Raw genomic sequence first — 13,693 nt, 5'->3', positions numbered from 1 at the left:
AGCAATCGATGCGGTTTGCGGCCAGGCCCGGGCGCGCACAATTCTTGTCGGATCGTCGCGACAGCGTTTCTGGCGCTGAAAGACAACGCAGAATGGCATGCACGGACAACGCCGGCCGTTGACTGCGGGACTTTCGTGCCATTCCGACCTGCCGCACCGCCAGCACGTCCGTGTCAGTCGTGGTCACGGCAGCCGAGCTGGTCGCCGATCTCCTTCGGGATGCCGTACGGGCTGCACTCCAGCGCGCTGCCCTCGCCGATCTTCTTCCACCCGCCCGCCGAGTGCTCGAACAGCAGCACCCCGTCCCCCTGCTGCGACGGGTCGACGGCGAGGACCCCGGCGGTCGCCCACTGCCGGGCGCATGTGATGTGGTCGGGGTCGATCCGGTGGGTCTTCCTGTCCAGCCCGGACACCTGCTGGAGGGTCGCTGCACCCACCGGGCAGGCCGCTCGGGTGGCCGCCGGGGTGGCGGACGCCGTGCCGCGCGTCGGCGGCGGGCTGCCGGCGGACGAGGGGACGGCGGTGCCGCCGGGCGGGAGCGACGCGGCGTCCGAACCGGCCACCGGGCCGGGGGAACCGGAGCCGGCCACCGGACCGGCCGGCGCGGGGTCGCAGGCGGCCAGTGCCGCCAGCAGAGCCAGGGGTACGAGGGCGCGCAGGGTGTTCAGGAACATCGTTCCTCCAGATCGGATGTCGCCGGGACTCTGTGGAGTACACCCCTGGGCGTTGGTGCGGGTTGACCGCTGTCGGGCATCCGATCGGGCGTGTGGTCGCGGTGCAACGAGTCGTGTGGCAACGAGTCGTGTGGCAACGAGTCGTAGTGCGACGACAGGAGCGTCCGGGCGTCGACGACGCCCGGACCACCCGTCTGTTCAGCTCAGGTGGTGCACACGCGACCCCCGTCGGCGGCCAGGCTGGCGAGGGAGCACACCTTCAGCAGCGGATAGTGCGGCCCCATCACGGTGGCGGCCGTCTCCGCCGTGCTGTCCACCGGCACGTTCTGGGTGGCGTGCGGGAATCCGGCCACCGGCAGCAGGTTCCGCAGCAGCACCATGTGCGGGGCCACCGGGTACGAGACGGAGAACGGCAGGAAGGTCGCGTCGGCCACCGCCTCGATGGCCGCCCGCTGCTGCTCCCGACCGAGCACGTACGTGTAGTAGCCGTGCCGGTCGAGGCGGGTGTCGTCGTCGTAGCGGCAGCCCAGACTGGCCGGCGCGTCGGCGAACCGGTTGATCACGACGGGCTTGACCTGGCCGCCGAGGTTGGTGCACATCGAGAAGTAGCGCAGGTCGGCGTGTCGGCGCGGCCAGACGCCCGGATGGTTGCCGGCGACCGCCCGCGGTGCCCGACCCCGGATCACCAGCACCTGGTCCGCCGCAGGCGGGGTGACCCAGGTCCCGAGGTAGGCGTTGTCCGGGTTGGGGGCGAGGTTCTCCACCTCCGACGTCCGGGTGAAGAGCTTCTGCCCGGTCTCCTCCGGATGCCCCGGCCCACCCGGATGCCCCGGCCCACCTGGCCCACCTGGCCCACCTGGCCCACCTGGCCCACCGGGTCCACCGGGTCCACCTGGCCCGCCGGGTCCACCTGGCCCGCCGGGTCCACCTGGCCCGCCGGGTCCACCTGGCCCACCGGGTCCACCGGGCCCGCCGGGTCCACCCGGGCCGCCGGGATGACCAGGACCGCCGGGGCCGGGGCCGCCGGGATGGCCGGGCCCGCCCGGTCCACCGGGGTGGTGTCCCGGTCCGTCCGGTCCGCCGGGATGCCCCGGCCCGTCACCGGGGCCGCCTGCCCCGGACAGCCCCGCCTCGCGGGCGTTCGGAGTCGCCGGGGTGGTGGTGGGGGTGCCGCCGCCTCCCGGGGGGCAGGGCGGCAGGGTCTGCGACACCCCGTCGAGGGTGAGGGTCATGGTGGGCAGGACGACGGTCGCGTCGCCACCGGCCGGCAGGTAGACCCGGAAGATGACCGATGCCTTCGCGCCGGGCAGGGCGTCCTCCCGGGCCAGGGGCATCCGGTTGGTCTGCCCGAAGGTCACGTCGTGGGTGATGGTGAGGGTGAACTTTCCACCCGGCGCGGCACCGGTCTGCCACGGATTCCTGCTGCCCGCGTCCGGCGTGATGAGGTAATCCGGCATGCTGGAGCTGACACCATTGCGGGTGAAGTAGGTGGGCTTGTCGTCGTACACGTTGAAAGATGCGTACCTGGCGTCGGGGAAGGTTCCGGAAAGGGTGATTTCCAGGCCCGGCGTGACCGGATAGATGGTCGACCAGTAGGTGGCGGCGGTGTCCGGCCAGTAGGCGTTCAGGCTCGTCGCCCCGTACTTCGACGACCAGGCGCAGGTGGGCATGGTGACGCCGGAGCCGACGGCGCGTTCTGCCTCGGCGGGGGCGGCTACCAGGGGGGCGGTCAGCGCGAGTAGCCCTGACAGCAACAGAAACCGCCGACGCGTGGCCCGCGTCGCAGGTGCGGATACGGAGAGTGGCATGCGTCGACTTGATCAGAAACATGTGTCGACATAGTTACTTTCACGGTCAATTATCGTTGCTGGGGCGCGCGTTTTCGGCCAATCTGTGATTACTATTTCCCGGCAGTGGAGATTATTTCGGAAAAGCCAGTTCCAGGGGGTCTGGTCGGCTGCTGCGGTGGAGTGTGGACAGAGGTCGGGATTCACCCGCTAATCGGGTCTTCCGTCCCGTACGGCGGAGGCCCGGCCCGCACGGCCGCGCCCCCGCCGTACGGGTCAGGCCTCCGTCGGAACCGGGGTCAGCAGCGCCGCGATCCGGCCGGCCACCCCCGGCGCGTGCAGGTGCAGCCGGGCGACGTTGACGGTGTCCGTGCCGATCACGGCGAGCAGGGCCTGCTCGCTGACCGCGTAGACGCTCAGGTAGCCGCCCTGGTTGCGGACCGTCGACTGTTGGAAGTCGCCCTGGTCGAGCCGCATGCCCACCTGCCGCCCGAGGCCGAAGGTGGTCGCGGCGAGCGCGGCCAGGTCGTTCGGGTCCACCTCGTTCTGCAGGTTGTGCGTGATGAGCAGGCCGTCGACGCCACCCAGGACGCAGCCCTGCACCCCGGGGATCTCGTGCCTGAGCTCCGCCAGCTCACGACTGATCGCCGGGTACGGCAGCGAGCGGTCCCCGGCCAGCGACGGCGGGAGCGGCCGGGCGGCAGGCGGGGCGGCGAGGCGGGACGCGCGGGCGGCGCGGGCCGAGCGGCGGGGCAGGGCGGTCTCGGTCTTGTCTGCGGTCACAGTTCCAGGCTCTCCTCGATGGTGCGCAGCTGGTGCCGGGCCATCGCCAGGTTGGCCCGGCTCTTGCTCACCATCAGGTAGAGGAAGAGGCCCTTGCCGGTGCGGCCGGTCAGCGGGCGGATCAGATGGTACTGGCTGCCGAGGGTGATCAGGATGTCCTCGATCTCGTCCTCGATCTTGAGCATCTCCAGGGTGCGCATCTTGGCGCGGACGACGTCGGTGTTGCCGGCGGCGGCGACGGTCAGATCTATCTCGCCGGTGCCGCCGGCCACGCCGAGGGTCATGCCGCTGCTGTAGTCGACGAGCGCCACCCCGATCGCTCCGTCGATATTCATCGCGTTCTTCAGGGCGACGTCCAGGCTAGCCACGGTGGTGTTCTCCCGGTTCGGCAGGGCGGCGCCGTCGACATCGTCGTCGTCCCGCCCAGGTGGCGGGCGATGGCAGCGCCGCAAGAGGTCTGACGAGGCTCGCACACACCCCGGGTCGGTCGCATCCGGGGCCGCCGCATCGGGGCTGTCCGGGCGACCCGGGCCGGCCAGCGGTCCCGCCGGGGGGACCGGGTGAGGGATGGTCCATCTCGGGGGTGAGCTGATACCAGGTACCTCATCCGGATGGTAGGGCCGGAAGTCCCCGACCCGTCGGCCACCGCGCGCCGCGGCCCGGCGGCTGTCCCGCAACGCCGTCCAGGTGCCACGCGCGGTGCGGGCACCCGGGCATCGCCCCCCCGGAGGGACACCGTCGCCGTGGCGCAGCGCGGACACGTCGCCGCTATGATCACGACGTTCGATTCCGCCGGAGGCGTCCGGCGTCGTACCACCGGCTTTTCGGCCCACCCCGCGCGGCGTCGCGTCGGCCCCGCAAGCCGGGCCGACGCGGTCTCGCGCGGGGCCGGTTCCGGCGACGTCCGGGCAGGTCGGGAGCAATTTCGCGGTTTCGCCTCCGGGACCGTCGAGCACGTCTACTGTGGATGTGGTCGCGACCAATTGCGGCGATCCGGTGGCGGTCGGGCTGCGCCCGGTGCACAGTGATCTCATGAACGACAGCGGAAGTGGTGGGCACTACTACTGGTGCACCCGACACCACCGGGTCGAGACCGATGCCGACGTGTGCCCTGCCAAGCACGTTCTCGGACCGTATCCCTCGGCTGCCGACGCGGAGAACGCCCTGCAGAAGGTGCAGGAGCGCAACGAGGCGTGGGAGGCCGAAGACGCCCGCTGGGCCGGGGAGGGCAACTGAACGGCGCGGGACGGCCCGCGTCGAGGACTCCGTGCCTCCGTGAGGAGGCACGCGGGAGCATGTCCCCAAGGAGGGAACCGAGATGGCCGAAGCAGCACAGGCCACCACCCGCCCGGCCGCGACGAAGACCGCCGCCGCGCAACGGACCGCAGGCGCGACCCGGAGCACCGCGGCCCGCCGCTCGACCACGACCACGGCTGCGGCCCGCAAGGCGTCGGCCGGCCGGGCCACGGCGAGCGCGGCGGGCGCCGGCTCGGGCCGGACCCCGTCCACCGGCACCGCCAGGAAGACGGCCGGCACGGCGACGAAGGCCCCGGCCGCCAGGAGCACCGCGTCGAAGGCTCCCGCCTCGAAGTCGACGGCCAAGAAGGCCCCTGCGGCCCGCAGCGCCGCGTCGAAGGCCCCCGCCTCGAAGTCGACGGCGAAGAAGGCCCCGGCGAAGAAGGCCCCGGCGAAGAAGGCCGCCAGCAAGACCACCGCCGCCGCCCGGAAGACCGTCGGGGCGGCCAAGAAGACCACGGCCGCCGCCCGGAGCACCGCGGCGAAGAAGACCACCACGGCGAAGCGGACCACCGCTGCGGCGGCGAAGAAGACCACCGCGACCGCCCGGACCGCGGCCAAGAAGGCCACGGCCGGGAAGACGACATCGCCCGCCAGGAAGACGACATCGCCCGCCAGGAAGGTGACACCCGCCAGGAAGACGTCACCCGCCGCGAAGAGCACGGCTGCCAGCAGAGCCACGGCCGTGAAGAAGACGTCACCTGCCAAGAAGACGACGCCCGCGAAGAAGACGGCGGCCCGCAGGACCACGGCGGCGACGAAGAGCATGCCCGCGAAGACGACGACGACGGCGAAGCGGACCACGACCGCGAAGAAGACCACCGCGGCCACGAAGGCCCCGGCCCGCAAGTCGACCGCCAAGACCGCACCCGCGTCGAAGTCGACCGCGAAGGCGGCGCCGGCCCGTAAGACGAGCGCGTCGGCCACCCGCAAGGCGGCGGCGACGAAGACCACGGCCACGACCGCCCGCAAGGCCACCGCCCGCAAGGCCACCGCCGGTAAGGCGTCCGCGCGGACGGCGGCGGCGCGGGCCACCGTACCGGCGCGCGCCCGCAGGACCACCGGCTGACCGTACGGAGCCTGTGGCCCGATCGCCGACGAGCGGATCACGCGGCACGCTGCCAGGATTGACCCCGTGGTCATCCGACGTGTGCTCGCGCCCCGCATCGACTTCGGCGCGCTGCGCCGTGAGCTGGGACTGCCTGACGGCTTCCCGGCCGCGGCGCAGCGCGAGGCGGACCAGGCGGCCGAGGCCCCACCGCCCGTCGTGACCGACCGTACCGACGTCCCGTTCGTCACGGTCGACCCCGCCACCTCCCGCGACCTGGACCAGGCGATGCACCTCAGTCGTCGGCCCGGCGGCTACCGGGTGCGGTACGCCATCGCCGACGTCGCCACCCACGTACGCCCCGGTGGGCCGCTGGAGGAGGAGACCTGGCGGCGTGGGCAGACCGTCTACCTGCCCGACGGCAACGTGCCGCTGCACCCGCACACCCTCAGCGAGGGGGCCGCCAGTCTGCTGCCCGACGTCGACCGGGCGGCCGTGCTGTGGACCATCGACCTCGACGCCGACGGGGCCACCGTCGCCGTCGGGCTGGAACGCGCCCTGGTACGCAGCCGCGCCAAGCTGGACTACCCGGGCGTGCAGGTGGCCGCCGACGCCGGCCGGCTGCCCGACCCGATCGCGTTGCTGCCCGAGATCGGTACCCTGCTCACCGCCCGTGGCCTGCGTCGGGGCGCGATCAACCTGCCCCTGCCCGAGCAGGATGTCGAGCCCGACGGGGACGGGTGGCGGCTGGTGCTGCGCGGTCCCGGCCCGATGGAGGACCACAACGCCCAGATCTCCCTGCTCACCGGGATGGCGGCGGCGGACATCATGCTGGCCGGCCGGATCGGGCTGCTGCGTACCATGCCGGCCCCGAAACCGGAGGCAGTGGCCCGGCTGCGCGCGGCGGCGGTCCCGTTGGGCGTGCACTGGCCCGACGGGGTACGGGTCGGCGAGGTGCTGGCCGGGTTGGACGCCTCCCAGCCCCGGGCCGCCGCCTTCGTCGACCAGGCGGCCGAGCTGATGCGCGGCGCGGCGTACACGGCGTTCGACGGTGAGCTGCCGGAGCAGCCGGAACACGGCGGGGTGGCCGCCGCGTACGCCCACGTCACCGCCCCGCTGCGCCGGTTGGCCGACAGGTACGCCACGGAGGTGTGCCTGGCCCTGCACGAGGGCCGCGAGGTGCCGCAGTGGGCCCGGTCGGCGCTGCCCCGGCTGCCGGAGGTGATGGCCTCGACCGACCGGACGGCGGGGGCGGCCACCCGGGGCGCGATCGACCTGGCCGAGGCGGTGCTGCTGGAGCACCGGGTGGGGGAGACGTTCTCGGCGGCGGTGCTGGACACCGACGCGCCCCCGAACGGCCCGACGAAGCCCGGCCGGGTCCCCGGCGGGACGGTGGCGTTGGACGATCCGCCGGTACGGGCCCGCTGCACCGGGGAGCTGCCGCGGGGTGAGCGGGTCACCGTACGCCTGGTCACCGCCGACCCGGTCGGCCGCAAGGTGCTCTTCGAACGGGCCTGAACCCGGTCCCGGCGGGTCCGGTCGCCGGCCCGGGGCGGTGCCGCACGGCGGGGCGGTCAGCGTCACAGCGCCTTGCGCTGCTGGTGGCGTGGCGGTTTGCGAGGATGACGCCATGGCATACGACGCGAGCACCCTCCCCGACGTGTCCGGGCTGACCGTCGGCATCATCGGCGGCACCGGCGACCAGGGACGGGGGCTGGCCTACCGGTTCGCCCGCGCCGGCCAGCGGGTGCTGATCGGGTCCCGCTCCGCCGACCGGGCGGCCGAGGCGGCGGCCGAGATCGCCGCGCTGCCCCGGCTGCCCGCCGGGGTCGACGTGACCGGCGCGGACAACGACGAGGTGGCCCGCCGTAGCGACGTGGTGGTCGTCGCGGTGCCGTGGGACGGGCACGCGGCCACCGTCGGCGCGCTGGCCGGGCCACTGGCCGGCAAGATCGTCGTGGACTGCGTGAATCCGCTCGGCTTCGACAAGCAGGGCCCGTACGCGCTGCCGGTCGCCGAGGGCAGCGCGGTGCAGCAGGCGGCGGCCCTGCTGCCCGACTCCCGGGTCTGCGCGGCGTTCAACCACGTCAGCGCGCCGCTGCTGGCCGACCCGGAGATCGACCGGATCGACCTCGACGTGCTGATCTGCACCGAGGAACGGGAACTGGTCGACATCGTCGGCGCGTTGGCCGCCCGGATCCCCGGCATGCGCGGCATCTACGCCGGCCGGCTGCGCAACGCCCACCAGATCGAGGCGTTCACCGCCAACCTGATCGCCATCAACAAGCGCTACAAGGCCCACGCCGGCATCCGGGTCACCGACCTCTGATCCACCACCCGCCGCGATCCTGGAGGGGAAGTGCCCCCGGCGGGGCCGGCTCCCTCCACGATCGCGGCGGGTGCGGTCGTGCGGTGGGGCGCGGTGGTCAGAAGTTGGTGTCGACGCCGGCCTTCCTGCAGGCGGAGTTCGCCATCGCGCTGGTCTTCTGGAACTCGGGGGCGTCGGCGGCGGTGTCCAGGTTCGCCGCGGTCGCTGCCCGGCCGGACGCGACCCCGAACGCGGCCAGCGCGGTGACCGCCTCGCTGGCGGGGGCGCCGGCGGTGGCCTTCGCCAACTTCTGCGCCATCTCCGTGTAGGCCTTGCGGATGGTCGGCGTGAGGTCGCCACCGGACGTCGCGGCCTTCATCACGTCGACCTTCATGGTGTCGGCGATCTTCTTGGCCGTCGTGCAGAGCTTCTTGTCGGCCGCCGGGTCGGCGGCGGCGGTCGGGCCGCCGGTGCTCGGGTCGGTGGTGGTCGGGTCGGTGGCGGCCGACGGGGCGGCACTGGTGGCAGACGCGTCGGCGGACGTCGACGGTGCGGCAGTGGTCGACGGTTCCGCCTCGCTGCACGCCGCGAGGGCCAGCACGGAGACACAGGTCAGGACGACTGTTGACAAGCGAACATGATCCACGGGCGGAACCCTAGCCGTTCCCGCCGCACCAGGGGACCCCCGCCCACGGTGGCTCGTTCCAGGACGGTGGGGCGGGGGCACCGCCCCACCGCCCGTACTCAGAAGGTGTGCTCGGTGGCGGGGAACTCGCCGCCGCGTACCTCGTCGGCGAACCGGCGGGTCGCCTCGGTCAGCGCCCCGGCCAGGTCGGCGTAGCGCTTGACGAACCGGGGGGCCTTCCCGGTGCGCAGCCCGGCCATGTCCTGCCAGACCAGCACCTGGGCGTCGGTGTCCGGGCCCGCGCCGATGCCGACCGTGGGGATCGCCAGTTCGGCGGTCACCCGCTTGGCGACCTCGCCCGGCACCATCTCCAGCACCACCGCGAACGCACCCGCGTCGGCCACCGCCCGCGCGTCGGCGAGCACCTCGTCGGCGGTGTCACCGCGCCCCTGCACCCGGTAGCCGCCCAGGGTGTGCTCGCTCTGCGGGGTGAAGCCGATGTGCGCCATCACCGGGATGCCCGCCCCGGTGATCGCCGCGATCTGGTCGGCGCAGCGCCGGCCGCCCTCCAGCTTCACCGCGTGGCAGCCGCCCTCTTTCATGAACCGCACCGCCGTGCGCAACGCCTGCGTCGGACCCTCCTCGTACGAGCCGAAGGGCAGGTCGCCGACGACCAGGGTGTGCCGGGTCGCCCGGACCACGGCGCGGACCAGTGGCAACAACTCGTCGACCGTCACCGGCAGGGTGGTCTCGTAGCCGAATACGTTGTTCGCCGCCGAGTCGCCGACCAGCAGCGCGGGAATCCCCGCCTGGTCGAAGATCCCGGCCGTGTACTGGTCGTACGAGGTGAGCATGGCCCACCGGTCGCCGCGCTCCTTGGCGGCGATCAGGTCGCGGGTGCGGACCCGGCGGGTGGCCGGCCCGCCGTACAGGGCGGTCACCTCGGTCGGGGTGGACTCCACCATGACTGTCTCCTTTCCTCGAGGCCGCTGTCGCGGTCCCCGGGTTCTGCCGCGATCGTCGCACCGCGCGACTGGTCGACGGCAGGGAACAGTGCAGGATTTCACTCCGCCGGGGCGACGCCGACCGACCGTGGCCGGCCGGCGTCGGGGTGCCCGACCGACCCGGGTCGGTCGGGCTGTGCTGCTCAGCCGACCGGGTCGGTCGGTTCCGGGTGCTCAGCCGAGCGGGTCGGTCGGTTCCGGGTGCTCAGCCGTCCTCGCGCCAGCGGTTGGTGATCGGCAGCCGACGGTCGCGGCCGAACGCCTTCATCGAGATCTTGGTGCCCGGCGCGGACTGCCGACGCTTGTACTCGGCGGTGTCCACCAGCCGCAGCACCTTGTCGACCACCGCCGGGTCGTGGCCGGACTCGACCAGACCCGCCCGGCCCAGGTCGCCGTCGACGTAGCCGATCAGGATCGGGTCCAGCACGTCGTAGTCGGGCAGGCTGTCGCTGTCGAGCTGGCCGGGGCTCAGCTCGGCCGACGGGGGCTTGCCGATGGAGTTCTCCGGGATCGGCGGGGTCTCGCCCCGGCGGGCCGCGTCGGCGTTGCGCCACTTCGCCAGCCGCCAGATCAGCGTCTTCCAGACGTCCTTGACCGGGTTGAACCCGCCGACCGAGTCGCCGTAGAGGGTCGAGTAGCCGACCGCCAGCTCGCTCTTGTTGCCGGTGGTGAGGACCAGGTGGCCCTCCTGGTTCGACAGTGCCATCAGGATCACCCCGCGCACCCGGGCCTGGAGGTTCTCCACCGCCACCCCGGACAGCGAGATGTTCGCCAGGAAGGTGTCCACCATCGGCTGGATCGGCTCGACCCGGTAGTCCAGGCCGGTGCGCTTGGCGAGGTCCTCCGCGTCGGCCCGGGAGTGCTCCGAGGAGTGCTGGCTGGGCAGTGACACCCCGACCACCCGCTGCGGCCCGAGCGCGTCGACGGCCAGCGCGGCCACCACCGCCGAGTCGATGCCGCCGGACAGGCCCAGCACCACCGAGGGGAACCGGTTCTTGTTGACGTAGTCGCGCAGGCCCAGCACCAGCGCCTGCCACACCTCGGCCTCGTCGGCCACCGGGGCCAGCGTGCCGCCGTCGGCCGCCGGCCCGGTCGGGGCCGCCGGCACCACCTCGACGGTACGGCGGACCACCCGCATCCCGTCGGCGAGATCCTCGGTGTCGGCGGCGTGCGGGCCCGCCCCGGCCAGCTCCACGTCGTGCACGAGCAGGTGCTCGACGAACTGCGGCGCGCGGGTGAGCAGCTCGCCGTCGGGGGTGACGATCATCGAGTCACCCTCGAAGACCAGCTCGTCCTGGCCGCCGACCATGTTGACGTACGCGATGGGCGCACCGGCCTCGGCGGCCCGGCGGCGCACCAGCGGCAGCCGGACGTCGTCCTTGTTCAGCTCGTACGGCGAGCCGTTGATGTTGACCACCAGGCCGACGCCGGCCTGCCGGGCCACCGCGAACGGGCCGCCGGCCTGCCACAGGTCCTCGCAGATGGTCAACGCCACGTCCACCCCGCCCACCCGGACCACGGTCAGGGTGTCGCCGGGCACGAAGTAGCGGTCCTCGTCGAAGACGCCGTAGTTGGGCAGGTGGTGCTTGAAGTAGGTCGCGACCACCTCGCCCCGGTGCAGCAGCGCGGCGGCGTTGCGGGCCCCCCGGCCCGGCTGGGCGTCCCCGCTGACCTGCGGCGGACCGTCGGCGTCCAGGTAGCCGACCACGACCGGCAGGTCGCCGAGACCGTCGGCGGCCAGGTCGGCGGCGAGCTGCCGCAGCGCGGCCTGCGAGGCGGCGACGAAGGAACGACGGAAGACCAGGTCCTCGACCGGGTAGCCGGTGAGCACCATCTCCGGGAAGGCGACCAGTTGGGCGCCGGTGTCGGCGGCCCGCCGGGTCCAGGCGCGGATCAGCTCGGCGTTGCCGGCCGTGTCGCCGACGGTCGGGTTGACCTGGCACAGGGCCAGACGCAGGGTGGGCATGCCCTCATCTTGCCCCAGCCGCGGCCGGTCGACCCGGCGGCTGCGGCGAGACGCCGGCCACCCTTTCGTCGCGCCCGGCCGGCCCGCCCCTGGTGGCGGGGCCGCCCGGCGATCCGGCCGTCGGGACACCGCAGGACGGGCGGCGGCAGGTCGCGTAACGTCTGCTTAACCAGGCCGGTGAAGACTGGGCGGTCAGGACGGACCGGCCGACCGGTGCCGGACGTACGTGGCGAGGGGTTGGGGAAGTGGACCGTCAGCAGGAGTTCGTCCTCCGTACGCTGGAAGAGCGGGACATCCGGTTCGTCCGGCTGTGGTTCACCGATGTGCTGGGCACGCTCAAGAGCGTCTCCGTCGCCCCGGCGGAGCTGGAGGCGGCCTTCGAGGAGGGCATCGGGTTCGACGGCTCGGCCATCGAGGGCTTCGCCCGGGTCTTCGAGTCCGACATGGTCGCCATGCCGGACCCGACGACCTTCCAGGTGTTCCCGTTCGAGGGCGGGGTCAGCGGCGAGAGCGCCCGGATGTTCTGCGACATCCTGCTGCCCGACGGCGGCCCGTCCTGGGCCGACCCACGGCACGTGCTGCGCCGGATGCTGTCCAAGGCGGCCGAGAAGGGCTTCACCTTCTACACCCACCCGGAGATCGAGTTCTTCCTGCTGGAGAACGGCCCGCAGGACGGCTCGGTGCCCACCGCCGTGGACACCGGCGGCTACTTCGAGCACACCACGCACGCCGTGGCGCGGGACTTCCGCCGCCAGGCCGTGCTCGCGCTGGAGCGGATCGGCATCTCGGTGGAGTTCAGCCACCACGAGGTCGCCCCCGGCCAGCAGGAGATCGACCTGCGGTACGCCGACGCGCTGACCACCGCCGACAACATCATGACCTTCCGGCACGTGGTCAAGGAGGTGGCGCTCTCCACCGGCGTGCAGGCCAGCTTCATGCCGAAGCCGTTCACCGACCAGCCGGGCAGCGGCATGCACACCCACCTGTCGCTGTTCGAGGGGGAGCGCAACGCGTTCCACGACTCCGGCGACCCGATGAAACTGTCGAAGGTGGCGAAGTCGTTCATCGCCGGCCTGCTGATGCACGCCCGGGAGTACACCGCCGTCACCAACCAGTGGGTCAACTCGTACAAGCGGCTGTTCCCGCAGGCGTTGCCGGACCGGATCACCGAGAGCCCGGCGTACGTCTGCTGGGGGCACCTGAACCGGTCCGCGCTGGTGCGGGTGCCGGCGTACGGCAAGCCGAACTCGGCCCGGGTGGAGGTCCGGTCGCTGGACTCGGCGACCAACCCGTACCTGGCGTTCGCCGTCATGCTCGGCGCCGGCCTCAAGGGCATCGAGGAGGGCTACGAGCTGCCGCCCGGCGCGGAGGACGACGTATGGTCGCTGAGCAGCGCCGAGCGGCGGGCGATGGGCTACGAGGCGCTGCCGGAGAACCTGTCCGAGGCGATCGACGTGATGGCCGGCTCCGAACTGGTCGCCGAGGTGCTCGGCGAGCACGTGTTCGACTTCTTCCTGCGCAACAAGCGGGCCGAGTGGGAGCAGTACCGCCGCGAGGTCACCCCGTACGAGCGGCAGCGCTACCTGTCGCTGTAGCGCGTACCGCCGTCGGCCGGGTCGTCCGCACCCGGCCGGCGGTGGCCCGGCTGCACCGACGGCCCGCGTATCCGCCGCTGCGGGGGTGTCGGGGGTTGCGTGGTGCCGCTATCGTCTCGATCACCGTGCCGGCACCTCCGCCGGGCGCAGGAGGTCGGGAGGCCGTCGGTGCTGGAAGATCTGCTCACCGGAGCATGGCAGAGCGTGGTGTTCGGTGTCGTCGGGGTGGCGCTGATGGCGGCCGGCTTCGTGCTGGTCGACGTGCTCACCCCGGGCAAGCTGCGCGAGCTGATCTGGGTGCAGCGCAACGGCAACGCGGGGCTGCTGCTGGCCGCCAACCAGCTCGGTGTCGCCGGCATCGTCTTCACCGCCATCGTCACCAGCTACGACGACTTCGCCAAGGGGCTCGCCTCGACGGTGGTCTTCGGACTGATCGGGCTGGCCGTCATGGCGCTCGCCTTCGGTGTGCTGGACATGCTCACCCCGGGCAAGCTCGGCGAGGTCATCTGCTCGGACCAGCCGCACCCGGCGGCCCGGGTCAGCGCCGCCACCCACTTCGGCGCGGCCCTGATTGTCTGCGCCTGCATCGCCTGAACCGGGGGCCCGT

12 protein-coding genes are annotated in these 13,693 nt (G+C 72.8%); 4 read left to right on the top strand and 8 right to left on the bottom strand.

Annotation, left to right across the window (positions count from 1 at the left end):
• Positions 1-173: 173 nt before the first annotated feature.
• The 5 genes from ACN261_RS01010 to ACN261_RS00990 form a co-directional block, all read right to left on the bottom strand.
• Positions 174-674 (bottom strand): hypothetical protein, encoded by a 501-nt coding sequence (locus ACN261_RS01010; protein WP_425847877.1) that lies wholly within the window; start codon positions 672-674, stop codon positions 174-176.
• A 203-nt stretch (positions 675-877) separates the two neighbouring features.
• Complete coding sequence (locus tag ACN261_RS01005) at positions 878-2,428, bottom strand: hypothetical protein (RefSeq protein ID WP_425847875.1); 1,551 nt, start codon at positions 2,426-2,428, stop codon at positions 878-880.
• Between the two features lie 309 nt (positions 2,429-2,737).
• Entirely contained in the window at positions 2,738-3,244 is a 507-nt protein-coding gene (locus tag ACN261_RS01000) for a roadblock/LC7 domain-containing protein (protein ID WP_425847873.1), read from the bottom strand.
• Positions 3,241-3,612, bottom strand: coding sequence for a hypothetical protein (locus tag ACN261_RS00995; protein ID WP_088644871.1), 372 nt, complete (start codon positions 3,610-3,612; stop codon positions 3,241-3,243). The genes ACN261_RS01000 and ACN261_RS00995 overlap by 4 nt, the downstream gene beginning before the upstream one ends.
• A gap of 406 nt (positions 3,613-4,018) precedes the next feature.
• On the bottom strand, positions 4,019-5,602 hold the full coding sequence (locus ACN261_RS00990) for a hypothetical protein (protein ID WP_425847870.1): 1,584 nt from the start codon (positions 5,600-5,602) through the stop codon (positions 4,019-4,021).
• A 73-nt stretch (positions 5,603-5,675) separates the two neighbouring features.
• Between ACN261_RS00990 and ACN261_RS00985 the strand changes: the two genes are divergently transcribed.
• Together ACN261_RS00985 and npdG are read left to right on the top strand one after the other, a co-directional pair.
• Entirely contained in the window at positions 5,676-7,106 is a 1,431-nt protein-coding gene (locus ACN261_RS00985) for an RNB domain-containing ribonuclease (RefSeq protein WP_425847867.1), read from the top strand.
• 112 nt (positions 7,107-7,218) lie between these two features.
• A complete protein-coding gene (gene npdG / locus ACN261_RS00980; RefSeq protein WP_421483566.1) occupies positions 7,219-7,917 on the top strand; it encodes an NADPH-dependent F420 reductase in 699 nt (232 codons plus the stop codon).
• A 97-nt stretch (positions 7,918-8,014) separates the two neighbouring features.
• Here npdG and ACN261_RS00975 read toward each other — a convergent pair whose 3' ends face one another.
• The 3 genes from ACN261_RS00975 to ACN261_RS00965 form a co-directional block, all read right to left on the bottom strand.
• Entirely contained in the window at positions 8,015-8,527 is a 513-nt protein-coding gene (locus tag ACN261_RS00975; protein WP_425847865.1) for a hypothetical protein, read from the bottom strand.
• 113 nt (positions 8,528-8,640) lie between these two features.
• Positions 8,641-9,486 carry a 3-methyl-2-oxobutanoate hydroxymethyltransferase gene (panB, locus tag ACN261_RS00970; protein WP_421483564.1) on the bottom strand — a complete coding sequence of 282 codons (846 nt, stop codon included), beginning with the start codon at positions 9,484-9,486 and terminating at the stop codon, positions 8,641-8,643.
• A gap of 244 nt (positions 9,487-9,730) precedes the next feature.
• Positions 9,731-11,491 carry an NAD+ synthase gene (locus ACN261_RS00965; protein WP_421483563.1) on the bottom strand — a complete coding sequence of 587 codons (1,761 nt, stop codon included), beginning with the start codon at positions 11,489-11,491 and terminating at the stop codon, positions 9,731-9,733.
• A gap of 245 nt (positions 11,492-11,736) precedes the next feature.
• Between ACN261_RS00965 and glnA the strand changes: the two genes are divergently transcribed.
• On the top strand, positions 11,737-13,086 hold the full coding sequence (gene glnA / locus ACN261_RS00960; protein WP_088644813.1) for a type I glutamate--ammonia ligase: 1,350 nt from the start codon (positions 11,737-11,739) through the stop codon (positions 13,084-13,086).
• 168 nt (positions 13,087-13,254) lie between these two features.
• A complete protein-coding gene (locus tag ACN261_RS00955) occupies positions 13,255-13,680 on the top strand; it encodes a DUF350 domain-containing protein (protein ID WP_421483562.1) in 426 nt (141 codons plus the stop codon).
• Positions 13,681-13,693 lie beyond the last annotated feature (13 nt).

The sequence above is a fragment of the Micromonospora sp. WMMD723 genome, from assembly GCF_049863385.1.
Classification (GTDB): domain Bacteria; phylum Actinomycetota; class Actinomycetes; order Mycobacteriales; family Micromonosporaceae; genus Micromonospora; species Micromonospora wenchangensis.
This window is presented reverse-complemented; position numbering and strand designations above follow the sequence as displayed.

What these genes read in the sequence shown, in the direction of transcription:
- panB (WP_421483564.1), bottom strand. Translation starts at nt 9,486, where the DNA reads ATGGTGGAGTCCACCCCGACCGAGGTGACCGCCCTGTACGGCGGGCCG.
- ACN261_RS00965 (WP_421483563.1), bottom strand. Translation starts at nt 11,491, where the DNA reads ATGCCCACCCTGCGTCTGGCCCTGTGCCAGGTCAACCCGACCGTCGGC.
- ACN261_RS01010 (WP_425847877.1), bottom strand. Translation starts at nt 674, where the DNA reads ATGTTCCTGAACACCCTGCGCGCCCTCGTACCCCTGGCTCTGCTGGCG.
- npdG (WP_421483566.1), top strand. Translation starts at nt 7,219, where the DNA reads ATGGCATACGACGCGAGCACCCTCCCCGACGTGTCCGGGCTGACCGTC.